The organism is Novosphingobium kaempferiae, from assembly GCF_021227995.1.
Classification (GTDB): Bacteria; Pseudomonadota; Alphaproteobacteria; order Sphingomonadales; family Sphingomonadaceae; genus Novosphingobium; species Novosphingobium kaempferiae.
In genome coordinates this window covers 1,705,761-1,727,759 of the sequence record NZ_CP089301.1, presented here as the reverse complement: position 1 = coordinate 1,727,759, position 21,999 = coordinate 1,705,761, and the positions used below count along the sequence as shown (strand labels likewise).

General features: G+C 66.2%; 16 protein-coding genes. 8 read left to right on the top strand and 8 right to left on the bottom strand.

Annotated features, from left to right (window positions below; all coding sequences use genetic code 11):
- Positions 1-61 precede the first annotated feature (61 nt).
- Both LO787_RS08045 and LO787_RS08040 read left to right on the top strand, forming a co-directional pair.
- Positions 62-2,695 carry a TonB-dependent receptor gene (locus LO787_RS08045; RefSeq protein ID WP_232495323.1) on the top strand — a complete coding sequence of 878 codons (2,634 nt, stop codon included), beginning with the start codon at positions 62-64 and terminating at the stop codon, positions 2,693-2,695.
- Positions 2,695-3,816 carry a Ca2+-dependent phosphoinositide-specific phospholipase C gene (locus tag LO787_RS08040; RefSeq protein ID WP_232495322.1) on the top strand — a complete coding sequence of 374 codons (1,122 nt, stop codon included), beginning with the start codon at positions 2,695-2,697 and terminating at the stop codon, positions 3,814-3,816. Before LO787_RS08045 ends, LO787_RS08040 begins: the two co-directional genes overlap by 1 nt.
- Before the next feature lie 41 nt (positions 3,817-3,857).
- Here the strand turns inward: LO787_RS08040 and LO787_RS08035 are convergent, their stop codons facing one another.
- From LO787_RS08035 to LO787_RS08025, 3 genes are all read right to left on the bottom strand, one after another.
- Positions 3,858-4,436 (bottom strand): LOG family protein, encoded by a 579-nt coding sequence (locus LO787_RS08035; RefSeq protein ID WP_232495321.1) that lies wholly within the window; start codon positions 4,434-4,436, stop codon positions 3,858-3,860.
- Between the two features lie 136 nt (positions 4,437-4,572).
- Positions 4,573-5,106, bottom strand: a complete 534-nt coding sequence (locus LO787_RS08030) for a phosphoribosyltransferase (protein ID WP_232495320.1) — start codon at positions 5,104-5,106, stop codon at positions 4,573-4,575.
- Between the two features lie 82 nt (positions 5,107-5,188).
- Positions 5,189-6,130 (bottom strand): LysR family transcriptional regulator, encoded by a 942-nt coding sequence (locus LO787_RS08025; RefSeq protein WP_232495319.1) that lies wholly within the window; start codon positions 6,128-6,130, stop codon positions 5,189-5,191.
- 337 nt (positions 6,131-6,467) lie between these two features.
- Here LO787_RS08025 and LO787_RS08020 point away from each other — a divergent pair, with 337 nt between their 5' ends.
- The 6 genes from LO787_RS08020 (at position 6,468) to LO787_RS07995 (ending at position 15,593) form a co-directional block, all read left to right on the top strand.
- Positions 6,468-7,532 (top strand): purine-nucleoside phosphorylase, encoded by a 1,065-nt coding sequence (locus LO787_RS08020; RefSeq protein ID WP_232495318.1) that lies wholly within the window; start codon positions 6,468-6,470, stop codon positions 7,530-7,532.
- A complete protein-coding gene (locus LO787_RS08015) occupies positions 7,529-9,067 on the top strand; it encodes an adenosine deaminase family protein (protein ID WP_232495317.1) in 1,539 nt (512 codons plus the stop codon). Before LO787_RS08020 ends, LO787_RS08015 begins: the two co-directional genes overlap by 4 nt.
- A gap of 148 nt (positions 9,068-9,215) precedes the next feature.
- Positions 9,216-11,654: a TonB-dependent siderophore receptor gene (locus LO787_RS08010; protein WP_232495316.1), complete on the top strand. Its 2,439-nt coding sequence runs from the start codon at positions 9,216-9,218 to the stop codon at positions 11,652-11,654.
- Positions 11,655-11,722: 68 nt separating this feature from the next.
- Positions 11,723-12,829 (top strand): purine nucleoside permease, encoded by a 1,107-nt coding sequence (locus LO787_RS08005; RefSeq protein WP_232495315.1) that lies wholly within the window; start codon positions 11,723-11,725, stop codon positions 12,827-12,829.
- A gap of 5 nt (positions 12,830-12,834) precedes the next feature.
- A complete protein-coding gene (locus tag LO787_RS08000; protein ID WP_420847795.1) occupies positions 12,835-14,190 on the top strand; it encodes an 8-oxoguanine deaminase in 1,356 nt (451 codons plus the stop codon).
- 17 nt (positions 14,191-14,207) lie between these two features.
- Positions 14,208-15,593 carry a nucleobase:cation symporter-2 family protein gene (locus tag LO787_RS07995; RefSeq protein WP_232495313.1) on the top strand — a complete coding sequence of 462 codons (1,386 nt, stop codon included), beginning with the start codon at positions 14,208-14,210 and terminating at the stop codon, positions 15,591-15,593.
- Here the strand turns inward: LO787_RS07995 and LO787_RS07990 are convergent.
- Genes LO787_RS07990 through LO787_RS07970 form a run of 5 tightly spaced genes read right to left on the bottom strand, consistent with a single transcriptional unit; the run spans position 15,587 to position 21,925 of the window.
- Entirely contained in the window at positions 15,587-16,276 is a 690-nt protein-coding gene (locus LO787_RS07990) for a cytochrome b/b6 domain-containing protein (protein ID WP_232495312.1), read from the bottom strand. The two genes, LO787_RS07995 and LO787_RS07990, sit on opposite strands and share 7 nt — an antisense overlap.
- Before the next feature lie 11 nt (positions 16,277-16,287).
- On the bottom strand, positions 16,288-16,764 hold the full coding sequence (locus tag LO787_RS07985; protein ID WP_232495311.1) for a c-type cytochrome: 477 nt from the start codon (positions 16,762-16,764) through the stop codon (positions 16,288-16,290).
- A 31-nt stretch (positions 16,765-16,795) separates the two neighbouring features.
- Positions 16,796-18,124, bottom strand: coding sequence for an ankyrin repeat domain-containing protein (locus LO787_RS07980; RefSeq protein WP_232495310.1), 1,329 nt, complete (start codon positions 18,122-18,124; stop codon positions 16,796-16,798).
- Positions 18,117-19,454, bottom strand: coding sequence for a DUF1552 domain-containing protein (locus LO787_RS07975; protein WP_232495309.1), 1,338 nt, complete (start codon positions 19,452-19,454; stop codon positions 18,117-18,119). The genes LO787_RS07980 and LO787_RS07975 overlap by 8 nt, the downstream gene beginning before the upstream one ends.
- On the bottom strand, positions 19,451-21,925 hold the full coding sequence (locus tag LO787_RS07970; protein WP_232495308.1) for a DUF1592 domain-containing protein: 2,475 nt from the start codon (positions 21,923-21,925) through the stop codon (positions 19,451-19,453). Before LO787_RS07970 ends, LO787_RS07975 begins: the two co-directional genes overlap by 4 nt.
- Positions 21,926-21,999: the final 74 nt, after the last annotated feature.

Sequence of the window (21,999 nt, the reverse complement as noted above, 5' to 3'; positions counted from 1 at the left end):
GTCACGCCCGCTTCCTAGGGGCCCCCGCAAGACTGAACGTCTCACTTCGGGGAAGCTCTCAATGACCATTACAAAGCGCACGCTGGCGTCGTCGGCGTCGATCCTCCTGCTCGCGGCCCTCAGCGCCCCGGCGCTGGCTCAGACCGCGCCGACGCCCGACGCCGAGCCGGCCTCGGGCGAGATCGTCGTCACCGGCACTTACGCGCAGAGCCTGCGCACCGCGACCGAGGCGAAGCGCAAGGCGGCCTACGGCGTCGACTCGATCAATTCGACCGACATCGGCAAGTTCCCCACCCAGAACGTCGCGGAAGCGCTGCAGCTCGTCACCGGCGTCGCCATCACCCGCCCGCGCGGCGAGGGCCTCTACGTGAGCGTCCGCGGCCTCGGCCCGCAGTTCCAGAACACCCTGCTCAACGGCAGCCCGGTCGCCATCAACGAACTGATCGAAAACGGCGGCGCCGCCGGTCGCCAGTTCCGCTTCGAGATGCTCCCGGCCGAGTTCACCTCGGGCATCGACGTGGTGAAGACCCCGACCTCGGACATGACCGAGGGCGCGCTGGGCGGCAACATCAACGTCAAGACCTTCGAGCCCTTCGACGTCGGCACCAAGACCACGCTCAACCTGCGCGGCACCTACACCACCAAGACCGACAAGGTGAAGCCGAACGCCACCCTCATCACGAGCTGGGTGAACAAGGACGACACCTTCGGCGTGCTCGTCGGCGGCCAGTACTGGGCCAAGGACGTGCGCAACGACAAGTTCATGAACTTCGGTTGGTACAAGGACCGCTTCGCGTCCGCGCTGGGCACCGGCTACTACCTGCCGACCCGCACCCGTCCGACCGTTGAGACCGAGCAGCGCGAGCGCGTTTCGGGGATGCTGTCGATGCAGTGGCGCCCGAACCCCGAGATGACGACGACGCTCAACGTCCTGGCAACCCGCCTCGAGGTCGCCTACGACGAGTTCGGCCTCGACATCTACCCCGACGACACGAGCGTCGCCGGCCATCGCCCGACCATCGTTCCGGCCAGCGTCGTCCTCGACGGCGACACCGTGGTCAAGGCGACCATCAACGACGTGCGCTTCATGGCCTCGCGCGAGTACAGCCTGAACCGCCACGACCTCATCAACGTCGGCCTGCGCCAGACCTGGGACCATGACGCCTGGCACGTCTCGGGCAACGTGAACTGGTCGTTCGCGCACAGCTACCACCCCAGCTACGACGTCGGCACGGTGCGCAGCCGCGCGATGTTCTTCGCCCCGCTCACCTACGATGCGACCGGCGGCTACAAGAACGTGCCGACCTTCAACACCACCGTCGATCCGACCAACCCGGCCAACTACCAGCTCTACCAGTTCAACATCGCGCCCAAGAACAGCAAGGACTGGAACCTCTACGCGCGCGGCGACGTGGCGCACGATTTCGAGGGCTTCATCTCGAAGATCGCCGTCGGCGGTGAGTACCAGTGGCGCAAGCGCGACTATTTCCGTCGCGATTTCAACGTGAACCCGGTGGCCGGCACGGCGCTGTCGAGTCTCGGCGCGGGCGCCTACGAGCAGCTGCCGTTCGACGACTACCTGAGCGGTCTCGGCGGCAATATCCCGCGCAGCTTCCTGGTGCCGGTGACGAGCGCCTACCTCGACGCATTCTTCACGCCCACCGTCGAGAACTCGGCGCTGACGCCGGGCGACCTTGCCGCCTCGTTCCATACGACCGAGAAGATCATCAGCGCCTACGCCCGCGCCGACTATGACTTCACGCTCGGCGCGGTGCCCGTCACCGGCAACATCGGCGTGCGCTACGTCCACACCGATCAGGTTGCCAGCGGCAACCTGCGCAGTGGCAACCTCATCACGCCGGTGAGCTATCCCAAGACGTTCAACAACGTCCTGCCGACCTTCAACCTGCGCGCCGAACTGACCGACACGCTGGTCGGCCGCCTGGGCGCAAGCCGCGTCCTGACCCGTCCGAACGTGACCGACAGTGCCCCGCGCATCACCGTCTCGACGGACTCGCCCACCGCGAGCGGCGGCAACCCGGACCTCGTGCCGTTCCTCGCCACGCAGTTCGACGCCTCGCTGGAGTGGTACTTCAACCGCTCGGGCTCGCTCACCGGCGCCGTGTTCTACAAGGCGATGGACGACTACATCACCCAGCAGAACGTCGCGATCGACATTCCGGGACGTGGCACCGTGCAGCTGAGCACACAGGTCAACGGCGGCAACGCCAAGGTCTACGGCTTCGAGGCGGCCTACCATCAGGTCTTCACCTTCCTGCCGCAGCCCTTCGACGGCCTCGGCGTGCAGGCGTCGTATACCCGTACCTCGGTAAAGGCTGACTACACGGCGGGTTCGCGCACCATCAAGGACGAGATGATCGGCCTGTCGAAGAACAGCTTCAACCTCGTCGGCTTCTACGAGAAGGGTCCGATCCTGGCCCGCCTGTCCTACGTCTGGCGCGACCGTTACCTGTCGGGCGTCGGCAGCACCGCGCAGGCACCGACCTACACCGCTTCGTTCGGCTCGCTCGACGGCTCGCTGGGCTATCGCGTGACCGACAACGTGACGCTCAGCCTCGAAGCTATCAACATCGCAGGCGCGCGCCAGTACACCTACAACGACAACCCGCTGCGCTTCGGCGACATCAACGACTACGGCACGACGATCCTCTTCGGCGCGCGGGCAGAGTTCTGATGCGCAGGGCAGGGCTCCTCGCAGTCGCGCTGGGTCTCGGGGTGAGCGGGGGAGCTTCGGCTTCCCCGCCGCCCGCGCATCCGGGTGCGGCGCTGCGCATGAACGACATCCAGGTCGTCGGTTCGCACAACAGCTTCAAGGCGCGCATCCCTGCCGAGGTGATGGCGCAGATCCGCAAACGTGACGCGCGACTGGCGGACGGGCTGGACTACTACCATGTACCGCTCGCCGCCCAGTTGGACGCGGGCGTGCGGCAGCTGGAGATCGACATCTTCGCCGATCCCAAGGGCGGGCGCTATGCCGATCCGAAGGGCGCGAAACTCGTCAAGGCGACGGACAAGGCGAGCGGGTTCGACCGTCCGGCGATGCTCAAGCCGGGCTTCAAGGTGCTCCACATTCCCGACATCGACTACCGCTCGACCTGCGCGACGCTGGTGCGGTGCCTCGGCGAGGTGACCGCATGGTCAAAGGCCCATCCCGGCCACCTGCCGATCATGATTACCCTCAATGCAGCGGACACGCCCCAGTCGCACGGCGTCTCCGACCCGCTGCCGCTGGACGACGCAGCGCTGCTCGACGCGCTCGACGGCGAGATCCGCAAGGCCATTCCGGGCAAGCGCCTTCTCACTCCGGACGAAGTGCGCGGCAAGGATGCGACGCTCGCCGGGGCTGTGAAGGGCAAGGGCTGGCCCACGCTCGATGCAGCGCGCGGGCGCATCTACGTCCTGTTCGATGTGCGCCCGGCGGTATCGGAAGTCTATCGCACCGGGCATCCCTCGCTGCGGGGCCGCGCGATGTTCGGGTGGTATCCCGATGGTGAGGCGGAAAGCGCCGTTCAGATCGTGCAGGATCCGCTGGTCGATGGCGCGAAGATCCGCGAACTGGTTAAGTCCGGCGTGATCGTGCGTACCCGCACCGACGCCAATACCGTGGAAGCGCGCGCGCATGACTTCGCGAAGGCGCGTGCGGCGGTGGAAAGCGGCGCTCAGGCCGTCAGCACCGACTACTACCCCGGCGCACCGGACCCGCTCGGCCTCGGCTTCATGGTCACGTTGCCTCAGGGCGAGATGGCCCGCTGCAATCCGGTTCGCGTTACCGGCCCCTGCGCGGTGAAACCCTGAAACGGAGAACCGCGTGAGCCAGTGGCTCACGCGGTCTCAGATCAGACGTCCTGCGCGCCAAGCCAGTGCTCGTTCTCGGGCGGGACGAAGTTGACGATCCGGTCGATCATCGTATCCGGATCCTTCTCGACGATCAGCATCGAGCGGTGACGGGGCTGGAGGAAGCCTTCTTCCACCACGTTGTCGATGAACTGGCGCAGGCCCGAGTAGAAGCCGTTCACGTCCAGCAGGCCGACCGGCTTGTTGTGATAGCCGAGCTGCGACCAGCACCACGCCTCGAACATCTCCTCGAAGGTGCCGATGCCGCCGGGCAGGGTGACGAACCCGTCCGACAGGTTCGCCATCATCGCCTTGCGCTGGTGCATGGTCTTGACGACATGAAGCTCGGTGATGCCCTGGTGGTCGTGCTCGCGTGCGCGCAGCGCCTCGGGAATGACGCCGATGACTTCGCCGCCCGCCGCGCAGACCGCGTCGGCGACGACGCCCATCAGGCCGACCATGCCGCCACCGTAGACGAGGCCGATGCCGCGCTTCGCGAGCAACGTGCCGAACTCGTTCGCGGCCTCGCGATAGAGCGGGTTAACCCCTGCCGACGAGCCGAGATAGACGCAGATCCGCATGGCGATTTTCCTTCGGCTCCGCTTCGTGAAAGGCAGCCGTCATTGCGAGGCCCGCAGGGCCGCGGCGATCCGGAGCACGGGCCATGACCCCGGATTGCATCGCTTCGCTCGCAATGACGAACGGATCAGGTTTGGATCAGCCCAGTCGCTCGGGGACCGAGCGGGCCTCCTCGACGATGGCTTCCTTGGTACCGACCGATTCCCACGGGAAGACGAACCAGCGCTTGTCCTCGTCGCGGTCGATGGCATCGACCCACAGTTCGGCGACGGCCTTGGAGCGGGTGTTGTTGATGAGCACCGCGAAGCGCAGGTTCTCATTGTCGCAGCCGTTGTCGCCGAGCAGCTTGCGGATGTATTCGATGGTGCCGCCGCTGTCGTTGATGTCGTCTACGAAGAGCAGGCGACGGCCTTCCGCGCTCATGCCAGCGACCTTGCCCAGCAGTTCGTCGGCAAACCCGGGAACCTTGGCCGAATGGTCGATGGAGAGCATCGGCAGTTCGAGCTGGTGCGAGATGTAGACCGCCGGAACCAGACCGCCACGACCGACGCCGATGATGAACTCCGGCTGCCACTCGCCCTCACGGATATTGCGCGAGAGGACGCGGACCTTGGCGAGGAATTCTTCGTAGTATTCGAGGTAATGCAGCTGGGGCTCTGCAGTCTGGCTCATGGCGGCGCGAATCCTGTGCGACGATGTCGGGAAAAATTCGCGATTATCGCCAGACCGGCTCAAGGGCAATCGTGTGTAGGGCTCAGGCGCCTTTATCTTCCGACGCCAGCATCGACTCCGCATAGCTGAGGCTGGCGAAGCCGTTCTCGATCTCCGACAGCACCAGACTGGCCGCATAGGAGGGATTGCGCGCCGAATTGGTGCAGAGCGCCAGCGTCATCGGCCTCAGCAACGCGTCGGAAATACGCGTGAAGGCGACCTTGCCGGTCTTCACTTCGGTGATGACGTCAAGCGAGGACAGGATGCCGACACCTGCGCCAGCCTGCACCAGTGAGGAAACGAGCTGGATATTGTCCGAAGTCACCTTGCGGACCATCTCCATGCCCGTCGTACCTTCCAGCACGGCGATCTGCTGGCTGATCGCCAGACTGTCCGCAGGAACGATCAGCGGCTCGCCGATGGCGGACGAGAAGCGCGCCTCGCGCTGCTGGCCGATGGGATGTCCGGGCGGGGTGATGAAACCGAGCACCACCTCCACGAAGGATCGCACCGTTAGGTCGCGGTAGCTGTGCGGCTCGAACAGGATGCCGAAATCGACCTCGCCGTTGGCGACGGCCTTGCGCACCTCGTCGTTCGCCTGAACTTTCACGCCGACGGTGATGCCGGGATAGCGCTCCTGGATCGAACGGATGGTCGCCGGAATGTAGCCTTTGGCGAGCGCGTCGATGATCGCGAAGTCCACGTGGCCGCGTTTCAGTCCGCGCAAATCCTCGATCTGCGCGCGGATGTCCTGCATGTTCTTCTGCCAGCGGTTGCCCGCCGCCATCATGATCTCGCCCGCCGCCGTCAGCCTGAGCCCGGTGGGCAAACGCTCGAACAGCGGCGTACCGATGTCCGCCTCGACGTTGAGGATCTGCCGCGCGATCGCGGAGGCCGAGACGTTCAGTTCATCGGCCGCCTTGCGGATCGAACCGTGGCGGCCGACCACCATGAAGTAGCGAAGGAAGCGGGAAAACGCGGGCATGAGGGGCTTTCGTGAACCTGCTCTAATTTTTGCAACAGACTGTGGGATTCATTGCGTTTGCTAGCGCCAAGTCAAGTGCCTTACCACCGTTTGCAATACCGGAAGGTGCGATCCGACCCGGCGCGATTTTTCGATCCTCCCCGAAAAATCACCGGCCGCTGAACCGCACTTTCGGGACGGGAGCGCGCTGCGTGCGGGGTCGAGCCACCAAGACCCGGCGCAGCGCGCTCCCGATTGTGGGGTTCGGGGTATAATGACTGTGATTCGTTCCGACCGCCCTCGGAGGGCTCGATTGCGCGCGCTGGCGCTGGCCTGCACGGCTGTGTTGCCTGCGCCGATGGGAGCGCTCGCGGCTGAGCCGCCGGTGCCGGAAGTGCCGAAAGTCACGCCGATCCCGGTCAAGGTCATCGTCATCGCCAATTTCGAGCCGGGCGCCGATACCGGCGACGCTCCGGGCGAGTTCCAGCTCTGGGCCGAGCGTGAGCACCTGGACGAAGTGATCCCGCTCAAGGGTGCGCTCCATCCGCTGCGCCGCAATGCGCAGGGGCTCTACGGCATGGTCTGGGGCAGCCCCGACACGATGCTGGGCGGCGTTGCCGAGCAGTTGATGGCGCTGCTGCTCGATCCCCGCTTCGACTTCACCAAGACCTACTGGCTGTTCACCGGCATTTCCGGCGTCGATCCGCAGCTTGCCTCGGTCGGCAGCGCGGCATGGTCGCGTTGGGTGGTGCAGGGCGATACCCTGCGCGAGTTCGACGACCGCGAGGTTCCGAAGGACTGGCCCTACGGCCTCTTCGCGATCGGCGCGGACAAGCCGAACATGTTGCCCAAGGCGACCGAGGACTTCGCGGGTTTCACCGATACCGGCAAGCTGGCGATGTCGGTGAAGCTCAACCAGGGCCTCGCGTCCTGGGCCTATGCGATGACGAAGGACGTGCCGATCCCGGACTCGCCGGAGTTGAAAGCCGACCGTGCGCGCTGGAAGGGCTATCCGAACGCCCAGAAGCCGCCCTTCGTGCTGATGGGCGAGACTCTCGGCTCGGTGCGCTACTGGCACGGGCCGGGTCGCACGCAATGGGCACGCGACTGGGTGAAGCTGTGGACAGGCGGCAAGGGCCGCTTCGCGATGACCAACATGGAAAGCCAGTCGATGGCCGGCGCGATGCAGATCGCGGCCAAGCAGGGGCTGGTCGATCCGAACCGCGTGCTCGTCCTGCGCACCGGCAGCAATCCCTCGATGCCGCCGCCGGGTGTCTCGGCGGTGGAGAGCGTCGCCAACGAGGGCGCGGGCCAGAAGGCCGCGTTCGAGGCGAATTACCGCGTCGGCGTCCCGGTCGTGCATGAACTGCTGGAGCATTGGGACAAGTACGCGACCGCGATTCCGGAGGCTCCGGCACCGTGAAGCGCCTGATCGCCTCCCTGCTGTCCACGCTGGCGTTGCCTCTCGCCGTGCCCGTCGCGCATGCCGATGCGGCAAGCGAAGCTGCGGCCTCGACGATGCTCGACGAGATGGCGGGCAATGCCGCGCGCCTTCGCGTTTTCCTCCAAGCGATGCCCAAGGGCGGAGACCTGCACAATCACCTCGGCGGCTCGGTCTATGCCGAGGATTTCCTCAAGGTCGCTGCCGCCAAGGGGATGTGCGCGGACGAGGGCATCACCCGCATCGTGGCGGGGCCGTGCCCGGCTGACCTCCAGATCGGCGCGATGGCGGTCAAGGATCCCTTCACTTACGCAAAGCTGATCGACGCGATTTCGACGCGTGGCTTCCAGAAGGGCATCGGCCCGGCGCTCGTGTCCGGGCACAACCAGTTCTTCTCCAGCTTCCGCAAGTTCGGCCCCGCCGCCGATGGAGAGGATGCACGCTGGCTAGCGGATGCCTATGCCAGCGCCGGGCGCAACAACCTCGTCTACCTCGAACTGATGCACAATCCGGACACGCTATCGCGCTTCATGATCGCGGCGCCGGATGCACCACTCGACGTTTCGGGTCTTGCCGCCGCCTACAAGCGCGACCTGCCCGAAGTGCAGGCCCTGCTGGGCGCCACGTCGGCCGAAGTCACGCGCGAGGAGGAGACGGCCCGCAAACGCCTCGCCTGTGACACCAAAGACGCCGACCCGGGTTGCTCTGTCGCCGTCCGCTACCTTTTTTCCGGTATGCGCGGGTTGCCGCCGCAGGTCGTATGGCGTTCGCTGCTGGCGGGTTTCGCACTGGCCGACAGGGATCCGCGCTTCGTCGGCGTCAACATCGTCATGCCCGAGGACGATCCCGTCGCGCTGCGCGACTACGACCTGCACATGGCGATGTATCGCTTCCTCGAAGCGAAGTACCCCAAGGTCAACGTCACCATGCACGCGGGCGAACTGGCTCTCGGGCTCGTCCCCCCCAAGGATCTGGAAGACCACATTGCCAAGGCCGTCGCCTCGGGCGCGAAGCGGATCGGCCATGGCGTCGACATTTCCTACGAAAAGGCAGCACCCGAAACGCTCGCCCGCATGGCACGTGAAGGCATCGGGGTTGAGATCAACCTGACCAGCAACGCCGTCATCCTCGGCGTCGAGGGCGGCGTTCATCCGTTGCACCTCTACCGCTCGATGGGCGTCCCCGTGATGCTCTCGACCGACGACGAGGGCGTGCTGCGTTCCGACATGACGAACGAGCATGTACGCGCAGTCCAGCAGCAGGGCCTGCATTACGCAGACCTCAAGGAACTGGCACGCAACAGCCTCGAATATTCCTTCGCACCGGGCGTCAGCCTCTGGCGCGCGCACCGCTTCGGCACGGTCGCCGAACCGTGCGCGACCGGAATGGCGACGGCGGCCTGCAAGGCTTTCCTCGCGGGAAGCGAGAAGGCGCGGCTGCAAGCGCGCCTGGAAACCAATTTCGACCGGTTCGAGCAATCGCTCGACCGCTTCAGGCAGGGAGCGAAGGGAGACTAAAGCTCGCTTACGAGTGCGGATGCCAGCGTCGATGCAATGCCGGCACCGCAGCACAACTCACGGTGGAAACGTGGAGAGGAGGAACAACAACAGCAACAGCCGGCGGGGCATCCTTATGCCCGCTCCGCCGGATTCAGGGGGCATGAACATGATGGATACGATCCGCTTCAATACGCGCAAGTCGGCTCTGGTCGCCACCGCGCTTCTGTGCTGCACCGCCATGACCACACCTGCCTTCGCGCAGGATCCGCAGGCGACCGACGAGAACGGCAACGAAATCGTCGTCACCGGCTCGCTCGGCGCGCTCCCGATCGAGGGCGTGGGCTCCGTCTTCGGCTTCGACAAGACCATCGTCGAGACGCCGCGCTCGGCCTCGACGATCAGCGCCGAGCAGATGGAACGCTTCGGCATCACCGACATCTACGACCTCGTCGCGCAGGCACCGGGCACGTTCACCAATTCGTTCTTCGGTGTCGGCGGCGCGCTCGACATCCGCGGTACTCCGGGCGAAGTCTACTTCCGCGGCGTGCGTCGTCTCGACAACCCCGGCAACTACCCGACCCCGATCGCCGCTTCGGAACGCATCGACATCGTGCGCGGCCCGGCCTCGCCGATCTACGGCCCGTCCAAGACCGGCGGCTATATGAACTTCGTGCCCAAGTCGGCGCGCGTGCAGGGCGGTTCCTATCTCGCCAGCCCCGAGGGCAAGGTCTCGTTCACCGGCGGTAGCTGGAACAAGGCAGACCTGCAGGCGGAATTCCGCGGCCCCGGCAAGATCGGCACGCAGGAATTCGGCTACAGCCTCTACGCCGAGGTCGAGGATTCCGGCTCCTATTACGACAACATGTCGACTAACCAGACGATCCTTCAGGCCGCGTTCGACACCGACCTCACCCCGAACCTGCGCCTTGAATTCGGCGGCATGTACCAGCGCTATCGCGGTCAGCAGAACGGTGGCTGGAACCGCCTGACGCAGGATCTCGTCGATAACGGCACCTACATCACCGGTTCGGCGATCTCGCTCGACACCAACGGCGACGGCCAGATGTCGCAGCAGGAGATCAACGCGGCAGTGCCTGGCGGCCTGTCGATCTTCGGCGGCTTCGCCTGCGGCGGATCGCCCTTCGCTGCCTCCATCACCGATGCCTGCTTCACCAGCAGCCCGAACAACCTGCTCAACCTGCAGAACGTCGGCACCACGAAGCTGAGCCGCAAGAAGACGCTGACCGGCAAGAACGACCGTCTCGACAACAACGGCACCACGCTCTACGCCGACCTCATCTGGACCGGTCCCGGCGATATCGAGATCAAGAACCAGGCGTTCTACGACAGCTACGAGAACATGAACGAGAACTCCTACGGCTTCTCGCAATTCCACGACTCGTATGTGTTCGAAGACAAGATCGTCATCTCGAAGACCTTCGAGAACACGGCGGGCAAATTCTCGTTCCAGCTCTCCCCGTCCATCCGCTACACGCACTTCAAGCACGGCGAGGATTTCAACTACGAATACTTCCATCGCGTCGATCTGACCCAGGGTTATACCCCGGCCAGCGACCGTCTGCTTTCGACCGAGTGCGATTGCGACTACACCAGCTACGTGAGCGGCCACTACACGGACCTCGCGTTCGCGGGCCTCGTCGATCTCGACTTCAGCTTCGGCCTCGATGTCACGCTGGGCGCGCGCTACGATCGCATCAAGGGTGTATCCAACTACAACCGGGCCAAGATGGAGGTCGATCCCGGCTTCTCGGGCGCCAAGGATACCAAGGGTGCGTGGTCGTGGTCGGCAAGCGCCAACTATAAGCTGCCCTTCGGCATCATCCCCTACGCCACCATCGCACGCCAGTCGGTGGTCATCGTCGGGCAGGGTGCCGAGCTCGACCCGGCCAACCTCCAGGCAGGCACCTGGATTTCGGCCTCGAAGCTCTACGAAGGTGGTGTGAAGGGCAGCTGGCTTGACGATCGCCTCTATGCGGCCGTCTCGGTCTACAAGCAGGAGCGTACCGACTATTCCTCGCAGTCGATCACCGTCAACCAGGCGGTGCAGACCAAGGGCCTCGAAGCCGAAATGCGCTGGGCGGTCGATGACCACCTGCTCGTCACCGGCGCCTACACCCGCACTAAGGTCTACAACCTGACCGCCCTGCAGGACGGCACGTTGTTCAGCTTCTTCGGTATCGAGGATCTGGTCAACGTTTCGAACCCGGCACTGTATCTCGGCGGCCAGCCCATCGGTCTGGTTCCGATCAACTCGAAGAGCGACGCCCGCCGCGCGGGTATCCCGACCAACCTCTACTCGCTGACCGGCACTTACGCCTTCGACAACGGACTGGCGTTCTCGGGCAGCATGGTGGCGGTGGATTCGGTCTATTCGGGCCAGTCGAAGGCGGTGAAGCTGCCCGCCTACGTCAAGTTCGACGCGGGCGTGACCTACGAGACCGGCCCCTGGCTGTTCCGCGGCGTCGTCAAGAATCTGACCGACAAGAAGTACTTCCGCGCGAACTTCACCGAGTTGTTCGGCTCGACGATCGTGCTGCCTGAACTGCCGCGCAGCTTCCAGGCGACCGTGTCGTACAAGTTCTGATCTGAAATGCCGGGGAGTCTGGGCGCAAGCCGAGGCTCCCCGTTTTGTTCGAATTCGAAAGGTTTCCCATGCGCTTCCAGACGCTCGCGACTTTCATGGCGGGCGCCATGCTGTCCATGGCCTCGCCAGCCTTCGCGGCTGACGCCCCTGCCGCTTCCGCAGTTGCCGACTGCGAGCCCGGCGCGCCATGCGATCATCCGCTGCCGGTCAAGGTCGTCGTCGTCTCGCTGTTCGAGATCGGCAAGGACGAGGGCGATGTCGCGGGTGAATTCCAGCTCTGGAAGACGCGTCGCGGTCTGACCCAGCGCATTGCCTTCCCGCAGAGCTTCCACGACCTTTACTACAACCCCGAAACGCAGGTGCTCGGCGTCGTGACCGGGATCGGCACGTCGCGCTCGACAGCGGCGATCATGGCGCTTGGCCTCGATCAGCGCTTTGACTTGTCGCAATCCTACTGGCTCGTCGCGGGCATTGCGGGCATCGATCCCGAGGACGCCTCGATCGGCTCGGTCGCCTGGGCACGCTATGTCGTCGACGGCGATCTTGGCCACGAGATCGATGCGCGCGAAATCCCGGCCGACTGGAAGACCGGCTACTTCGCCCGACATACCAAGGGCCCCAACGATATGAAGGGCAAGGCCGACCCGTCGGGCGGCGAGATGTTCGAGGTCAATCCCAGCCTCGAAAAGTGGGCATACGACCTCACGAAGAACATCGAACTTCCGGACAGCCCCGCCATCGCCGCAGAGCGCGCCAAGTTCACCGACTATCCTCATGCCCTCGAAGCCCCCTTCGTGCTGGAGGGCGACACGCTGTCCGCCATGACCTTCTGGCACGGCGAGAAGCTGACCGACTGGGCGAACGACTGGGTCCGCTACTGGAGCGGCGGCAAGGGCGAGTTCGTGACCTCCGCGATGGAAGACACCGGCGTCATGCAGGCGATGACCTATCTCGACAAGGTCGGCCGCGCCGACCGTGATCGCGTGCTAGTGGTGCGTGCCGGGTCCAACTTCACGATGCCCCCGCCGGACGTCGACGCCGCAACCTACCTCCTGCGCGAGAACGAAGGTTACGCGGGCCTCGAAGCGGCGGTGGAGAACCTCTACACCGTGGGCTCGAAAGTGGTCGACGAACTGCTCGGCAATTGGGATCGCTACAAGGACGCGACGCCCTGATGGGCGTGACCCTGCTCCGCCATGCCGACGTGCTGGTCTGCATGGACGATGCCCGGCGCGAAATCGCCGATGGCGCGCTGGCATGGCGGGACGGGGTGATCGTCGCGGTGGGGACCAGCGCTGAACTGGCCCCGCTGGCGGACGAAGCGGACGAGGTGATCGACGCGCGTGGCTGCGTCGTCACCCCCGGCCTCGTCAACACGCACCACCACCTCTACCAGACGCTGACCCGCGCGCTGCCCGGCGCCATCAACACGTCGTTGTTCGGGTGGCTCAAGCGGCTCTATCCGATCTGGGCACGCTACACGTCGGAGGATGTCTTCGCGGCGACGCAACTGGGGCTGTCCGAACTGGCGCTGTCCGGCTGCACGATGAGTTCGGACCACCACTACCTCTTCCCGGACGGCGTGCGACTCGACGATTCCATCCACGCAGCGCAAGGCGTCGGCCTGCGCTTCCACGCGACGCGCGGGTCCATGAGCGTGGGAGAAAGCAAGGGCGGCCTGCCGCCCGACAGCGTGGTCGAGGATGAGGACGCCATCCTCGCCGACACGATCCGCGTGATCGACAGTTTCCACGACGCTTCCGAAGGCGCGATGCTGCGCGTGGCCGTTGCGCCATGTTCCCCGTTCTCGGTCAGCACCGACCTCATGCGGGAGGCGGCGCTGCTGGCCCGCGACAAGCGCGTGATGCTGCACACGCATCTGGCCGAGGATGCCGACGACGTCGCCTTTTCCCTCGAACGCTTCGGCTGCCGCCCCGGCCAGTACGCCGAGGATCTGGGCTGGACCGGCCCGGACGTCTGGCATGCGCATTGCGTCCAGCTTGACGCGCAGGAGATCGACCTGTTCGCCCGGACCGGCACGGGCGTGGCGCATTGCCCATGCTCGAACTGCCGCCTCGGCTCCGGCATCGCGCCGGTGCGGGCGATGGTCGATGCGGGTGTGCCGCTGGGCCTCGGCGTCGACGGTTCGGCCTCCAACGATTCCGGCCACCTGCTGAACGAAGCGCGGCAGGCGATGCTGCTCCAGCGCGTCCAACTCGGCGCCGACCGCTTCGACCCGCGCGAGGCGCTGCATCTGGCGACACGCGGCGGGGCTCAGGTTCTGGGCCGCAGCGATGTCGGCGCGCTGGAGCCGGGCAAGCGCGCGGACCTTGCCGTATGGGACATGTCCGACATCGCCTCCACCGGCGCGTGGGACAAGGTGGCCGGACTGGTTCTCGCCCCGCCGACCGGCGCGCGCGATGTCTTCGTCGATGGCCGCGCCGTCGTCCGCAGCGGTGAACTCACGCAGGTCCGGCGCGAGGATGTGCTGCGCAATGCCCGCCGCTCGCTCGACCGGCTCATGACTTTCGCCTGACAGGAGTACCTCGGAAAATGACCGCCCTGATCGCCCCCGAAATCGCGGCCGAGCGGGTCACTCCCCCCGCCGGGATTAGCAGGACGGAGGCACGCGACCCGAACTGGTTCCCGGGCTGGGCCACGGCCATTCCGCTCGGCGTCCAGCACGTCCTTGCCATGTTCGTCAGCAACATGACCCCTGCGATCATCATCGCGGGCGCGGCGGGCTTCGGGTTCGGATCGCGCGACACGACCGAGATGGTCTACATGATCCAGATGGCGATGCTGTTCGCAGGGATCGCCACGCTGATGCAGACGATCGGCTTCGGCCCGGTCGGCGCGCGGCTACCGCTCGTGCAGGGCACCAGCTTCGCCTACATCCCGGTGATGATCCCGATCGTCGCGGGCAAGGGCGTGGAGGCCATGGCGACGCTGACGACGGCGGCGCTGTTCGGCGGACTGCTCCACGCGTTCCTGAGCATGTTTGTTGGCCGCATCCGCTTCGCGCTGCCGCCGCTGATCACCGGGCTCGTGGTGCTGATGATCGGGCTGTCGCTCATGCGTATCGGCATCCAGTATGCGGCGGGCGGCGTTCCCGCTGTCGGCACGCCTGCGTTCGGGGCATGGCAGAGTTGGCTGCTGGCGGGCGTGGTCGTGGTGGTGACGCTGGGCCTAAACTTCTTTGGGCGGGGCGTCTGGTCGACGGCTGCGGTGCTGATCGGCCTAATCGCGGGCTACGTCGTGGCCCTTCTGATGGGCCGGATCGACTTTGCGCCCGTGTCGAGCGCCGGGCTGGTCATGGTGCCGATGCCGTTCCACTTCGGCTTCGCGATTTCGGCCTCGGCGATCCTCGGCTTCTGCCTGACGGGTTTCGTCTCCTGCATCGAAACCATCGGCGATGTCGATGCGATCTGCGAGGGCAATGCCGGTCGTCCCGCCACCGACAAGGAGCTTCAGGGCGCCGTTGCGGCGGACGGCGTGGGCACGGCGCTGGCCGCGGTGTTCGGGGCCATGCCCAACACTACGTTCAGCCAGAACGTGGGCCTCATCGCCATAACCGGCGTCATGAGCCGCCATGTCGTGACGATCGGCGCGCTGTTCCTCGTCCTGTGCGGACTGTTGCCCAAGGTCGGCGCGGTCATCACCACGATCCCCATCGAAGTGCTGGGCGGCGGCGTCATCGTGATGTTCGGCATGGTCGCATCCGCAGCGACCTCGATGCTGGCGGGCGTCGAATGGACGCAGCGCAACATGCTGATCTTCGGCGTCTCGCTTTCGCTGGCGCTGGGGCTGCAGCTTGAGCCGACCGCCCTGCAGCACCTGCCGGAGACGGCGCGCATCCTGCTTGGTTCGGGCGTCCTCCCTGCGGCGGTTACTGCCGTGTTGCTGAACCTGCTGGTGCCCGGCAGACGCGATCAGTAAGCGGGCGCATTCCCGAACTGGAATCCGGTCGATACCGCCCAGGCGAGCGCGACCGCGATGGCGATGCCCACCAGCGCGAGCACCGGCGACCAGCGCAGGTCGCCCGCCGTTTCGCCATCCGCTGCCGGGCGCTTGCCGGTAATCATCGGACGGATGAGGTTCTGCCGCTTCCACAGCAGGTAGAACACCACGGCGACAACGTGCAGCGCCACCAGCGCGAGGATCACGTTGAACACGGTGGAGTGGAGGTCCGCCGCGCTCTCGCTCTGCTCGAACGAGACGTAAGTGGCCAGCGGGCCGGACTCGATGCCGTCGACGTCGCTGGCGAACAGCCCCGCGCCGACCATCAGGGCGACCGCTGCCAGCATGGCGACGACGCTCCACCCGCCCAGCGGGTTGTGCCCGTCCGCACGGTGGCTGTCGCGCTTGCCAAGGCACTTCATGTAACCGATCACCGCGCTCGGCCCGCGCACGAAGCTGGAGAACCGCGCGGTTCGGGGGCCGAAGAAGCCCCAGAACACGCGGAACACGATCAGAGCGAGGATCGCGTAGCCGGAGAGGCGGTGGCGCTCCATGTCATGCTGCTCGCCGCTCCACCACGAGAACGCGAGGAGGGCGACCAGCAGCCAGTGGAACAGGCGGACGGTCGGATCCCAGATCCGGGTGGTGGAGGGCGAGGTCATGACTGTGCGCCTCAGTTGTCGGCGCGGAACTGCTTGTGGCACGAACCGCAGGTGCCGCCCACGGCCTTGAACTGCGCGCCGATAGCGGCGGCGTTGCCGGTGCCTGCGGCGGCGACGAGCTTGTCGGCCTGCGCGATGTAGGCCTTCATCTGGCTGTCGAAGGTGGCGCGATTGGTCCAGATCGCGGGGAGGGCGTCAGTCTTCACGCCTGCCGAGGCTCCCGAACCGTTCGGGAACAGACCCGCCTGCGCGCGGCCGGTGGCGGCGAGGGTCTTGGCGGCGGCGACGGCCTGCGCCTTGTCGATCGAACCGCTGGCAAGCTGGTCCTTCAGCACCTTCATCGCGCCGCCCATCTTCTTGAAGTTGGCCTGGCGGGTAGTGACGGCGGTGGCGGCGGGAGAGGCTGCGACGGCCATCGTGCCGGTCACGGCGACGACAGCGGCGGACATGCCGAGGACGGCAAGCGAAAGCTTGTTGGAAAGCGTCATGGTTTGTCGATCCTGATCGGGTTGTTGGGATTCAAGGACGATTGTTGGCTAACACAGGCGCGGCCTTTTGGCCAAAGACTTGATCATAGACCGCTTTCACCGTCGCAAGTCCGCCCTCGGCCATCTGCGCAGGCGTGGTCCCCTTCGCGTTGGCGAGGTCCGGTTTCGCGCCATGCGCGGCAAGAACCCGCAGCATCGGAGCGAGCTGATCGTGTATGCCCGCGCCGAGGACGATATGCAGCGGCGTGGTGCCCTTGGCGTCTCGCACGTTGGCATCGGGAGCAAGGGTAAGTGCCTCTTCCAGCGCAGCGGCACTGTGCCCGGAGGCCGCCGCAAGCACGACGTTGACGCCGTTCTCCGCCGCGAAGCCCGGGTTCGCGCCCGCCGCGATGAGGCGTTTCATCGCCGCTACCTGCCCCGCCTGCGCGGCGATCAGCAGCGGAGGCGTCGGCGGCACCGGCGGCGGGGGCATGCCGAAGTTCGCCTCCGTGACCCACTTGATCCGCGAGGGGCCGGTCAGCCCGTTGACGTCCGCACCCTTGTCCAGAAGCAGCGTGATGAGCGCTTCGTCCCCGCCCGCGACAGCGACGTGCAGCGGCTGTTCGCCATTGCGGTCGCGCTCGGCCAGATCGGCGCGCCCGATCAGCATCTCAGCGGCGCGCCAGTTCTTCTGGTAGAGTGCTAGTTGCAGGGCGCTGGTGTTCTCAGGTCCGCGATGACCGGCCTTGGCCCCGGCATCGAGCAGCAGGCGCGTGGCCTCGCCCGAACCGCTCGCGATCGCGAAGAACAGCGGCGTGAAGCCCTCCTTGGTCTCGCGGTTTGGCTTGGCGCCGGACTTGAGCAGCGCGGAGATACCCTCGACGTTCCCCGACGATGCAGCCCACATCAGCGGCGTCTGGCCGCGCGCGTCGGGTGCATCCACGCGGGCGCCCTTGTCGATCATCCGCACGACCGTCCCACCCGTCGAGAAACGCGCGCATACGGCCAGCGGCGTGGTGCCATCCGGTGCCGTCTTGTTCACATCGGCGCGCGCATCGAGCAGGAGCCCAACAATTGCGGGACTGCCACGTTCGCAGGCGAGCGAAAGAGGCGTGAGGCCCTCGGCATCGACGAAGTTGGGGTTGGCCGCGTGGTCGAGCAGCAGGTTGACCAGCGCCGCGTCCTGCGTCTCGACGGCGCGAGCCAGCGGGCTCTCTCGATAGGCGAGTGGGGCGTTCACATCCGCGCCGCCATCCAGCGCGGCCTTGACCGCAGCGGGATCGGCGGCGGTTAGGGCGTCGCCCAGCGCATCGGCATCCGCCGGGCTCGCCACCAGCGCAGCCGCAGCGAGCAGCAACGCCCGTGTCGGCGCATCACGCATCGGTCAGTTCCCGCAGCGGGGCGGTGCTGTCCCCGAACTTCGTGGCGGGCACGTCCAACGCATGCAATCCGGCGAGCATCAGGTTGGACATCGTCGTCCCCTTCTCGACCTTCGTATGCCGCTCTCCCTTCACCAGCCCTCCGGCGACGATCATCGGCAGGTCCATGTAGTCATGCTCGTTGGAATCGCCGAAGGCGGAGCCCCGGATCACCAGCGTGCGGTCGAGCAGCGAGGCGTCGCCGTCGCGCGCTTCCTTCATGCGCTGGAGGTAATAGGCAAAGAATTCCATGTGATAGCGGTTGATCTTGGCAAGCTGCACCATCTTCTCGGGACTGTTGCCATGGTGGCTGAGCATGTGGTGCGAGTCCGGCACGCCGATCTCAGGATAAGTACGATTAGACAGTTCGCGCCCGATCATGAACGTGCCCACGCGCGTGATGTCCGCCTGCATGGCGAGCACCTGCAGGTCGATCATCAGCTTCACGTGCTCCGCGAAGTCTTCGGGAATCCCAGCAGGTTGCTGGAGGTTCGCCGCCTGCGTGGTAGCGGGCGAAGCGGCGCTGCGCTGGATGCGCTTCTCGATGGCGCGGGTAGCGTCGAGGTATTCGTCCAGCTTGCGGCGGTCCTCCATACCGAGCTGACCGGATAGCCGTTTGGTATCCTCCATCACGAAGTCGAGGATCGAGGACTGGCGGCGCAGCTGGGCGAGGCGGCCAGCTTCATCCGTGTCGCCATCGCCGAACAGCCGCTCGAACACCGCGCGGGGGTTGGCCTCGACCGGCAGCGGCACGCTGGGGGTGAGCCATGATATGCCGTTGGTGTAGGCGCAGGAGTAGTTGATGTCGCACGATCCGAGCAGGCTGGCCGTGTCGATGCCGAGTTCCAGCGAGGATAGCGGCGTCGCGTCGCCGAGATGCGCGGCGAAGACCTGATCCATTGACACACCCGCGCGGATATCCGGCCCCTCGGTCTGCTTGGCGTGCGAGCCGGTCAGGAACGCGGGGCAGGAGCGGCCATGCCCGGCGGGACGGTCGCCCATCGCCGCCGCCTGCGGATGGCCGAGGCCGGTGATCACCGCGATCTCCGCCCGGTGCGGCGCGAGCGGCTCCAGTGATGAGGGCAGGGCATAGTCCGCGCCAGTCGTCGTCGGCACGAAACCGGGCATGGTCATGCCATTGGGGGAGTAGAACACCTGAAGCCGCTTGGGCCGGGACGCGGCATCGGCAGCCCGGGCGGTCGGCATCATCGCTTCGAGGAACGGCAGCGCCATCGCGGCACCGGCGCCACGCAACAGGGTACGGCGGGAGAGGGCGGGGCGGATCACTCTCATGGCGTTGCCCTCCTTGGGGCGAGATAGGCGGCCTTGTAAGGCTCCGGCACGCGGCGCAGGGTGAAGGCGGGGCTTTGTGCGATGCCGCGCACGATGGTCTGGATGCGGTATTGATCCGCTGCGGCCTGTCCGGCGATGGCGCGCACGGTGGGCATGTCGTTGGCGGAGAGGCCGCGTGCGACGGCGTAAGTCATCAGGCGTTCGGTAAAGGCGCGGGTGAATTCGTCCTTGCGATCCATGAGGATGCGCTGGAGACCCGAGATGCCTTCGAACTTCATGCCGTCGGGCATCGTCGCCATCGCGTCTATGGCCTGTCCGGCGTCGACCGTGCGCCAGGCGCCCACGGCGTCGAAGTTTTCGAGGCTGAAGCCCATCGGGTCCATCTTGACGTGGCAGGCGGCGCAGGTCGGGTTGGCGCGGTGCAGTTCCAGCTGCTGGCGCGCAGTGAGCAGGCGCCCGTCATGCTCGGTCTTGAGCGCGGGCACGTCGGGCGGCGGTGGAGGCGGTGCGGCGGCGAGCATGTTGTCGAGGATCCACTTGCCGCGCTTCACCACGCTGGTGTGGTTGCCGTATGACGTGACCGTCAGGATGCTCGCCTGCCCCAGCAAGCCGCCGCGATGCCATTCGGGGCGCAGCGCCACGCGGCGGAAGGCGGGCCCGGAGACGCCCGGAATGCCGTAATGCTCGGCAAGGCGCTGGTTGAGGAAGGTGTAGTCGGCGCTGATGAAGTCCAGCACGGGGCGGTCGTTGCGCAGGACGTCGGCGAAGAACATCTCCGTCTCGGTCGCCATCGCGCTCTTGAGCCGGGTGTCGAACTTCGGGAACACCTCGGTGTCCGGGCGCTGCTGGTCAAGGTTGCGCAAGTAGAGCCACTGGCCCGCGAAGTTCGCCGTCAGCGCCCTGGCGCGCGGGTCGGCCAGCATCCGCGCGATTTCGGCGTCGAGCACGGCGGGCTGGCTCAGCTTGCCCTGTTCGGCGAGCGTCAGCAGGCGGTCGTCGGGGATCGAACTCCACAGGAACAGCGACAGGCGCGTCGCCAGTTCGAGGTCGGAGACGCGGTTGACGCTGCCGGGCATCGCGCCTTGCGGATCGCGCTCGACCACAAAGAGGAACTCGGGCGAGACGAGCACCGCTTCCAGCGCGGCCTCGATGCCATGCTCGAAGTCCGATGCCTTACGCTCCGCCGCGTAGATGCGCATCAGCGGCGCCACGTCGAAGCCGCCGACCGGGCGGCGCCATGCGCGACGGGCGAGGGCGGTGACGATCTTCGTCGCGCAGGCTTCCTCCTCGCTGGCCTTCTTCGGGCGACAGAGGAACACGGCGCGGCGGCTTGGCGTGTCGGGAACCCCAGCGGCCTCGAACGGGCCGGCAACGTCCACCTGCAGCACGTCGCGCGGGAAGTTCTGCTGCGAATAGCGCTGGTGCATACGGTAGCTGGGCACGCTCAGCGTCTTCACCAGCTTGCCGTCGATCCACACGTCGAGCGGCAACATGCGCGGCACGTCGAGCGGCATCGGCACCTTGTCGGTATCGTTGCGCAGCACCTGCACTGCCTCGGACGGGGCGATGGTGCGGCGGAACGACAGCGCGACGAGGTGCGAGCCCGCCGTCATCGGCACGCGGGCGGTGAACTTGTCCTCCGCCAACCGGTCGGTTTCGTTGTTTGTGTTGGCGTTCAGCCACGCTGAGATGTCGTACTGGCCGTCATAGCGCGCGTAATAGCGCTGCGCGTAGCCCCCGCGCGAAGCGAGCGGCAGGTTCGCGCCCGCGCGCTCGTTCCAGGCGGGAACGCCCGAGTTCTGCACCGAACCGTCCTTGGGCACCTGCCATGTCGTGACGATCTCCCGCCGCGGGGTGAGCCCGGTGGCGAGGCGGCCCACCTTGCCCGCGACGGCAACGTAGCGCTCCATCAGCGTCGGCGAGACGGAGAGCACGTCGGCGATGTTGTCGAAGCCGAAGCCGGAGTTGTCGGCGGGCAGTTCCTTCGCGAAGTCCACGTCGAGCGCCAGCAGGTCGCGCACGGCGTTCGCATATTCCATGCGGTTGAGGCGGCGGATCGTCGCGCGGCCGGGATCGGGGTTGGCGGCAAGGAAGCCCGCGCGCGAACCGTCGAGCCAGTTCACGAAGGCGGTGCGCATTTCGGGCGAGGGCTGGTTCTTGCCGTGAGGCGGCATTTCGCCTGCGGCAACGCGGCGCAGGATCTTCTCCCACTGCTCGGCATGCTTGCCGGTGCGAATGTCCTCCGCCTTGAGATCCTCCACCGAGAGGTCGGCTATGTTGTCGATGTCGTTGTGGCAGCGCGAGCAGTACTCGCCGAGCATCGGCTCGACGAAATCGGCGGCCTGCTGCGGGGTCATGCTGTCGAATGCGGGCGCGTCGTCCTGCGCCGCCGCGTAGACGGTGGCGGCAGTGACCAGCGCGCTCAGTGCGAGCGCGGTTCTGCCCAGAGTTGGTCGCCCGGTAAGGCTCATCGCAATTTCCGACCCCATGGCCGGAGCCGCGTCCTTCGCGATTTCCGGCGTGCCCTGTCCCGCCGTGGCGGGCT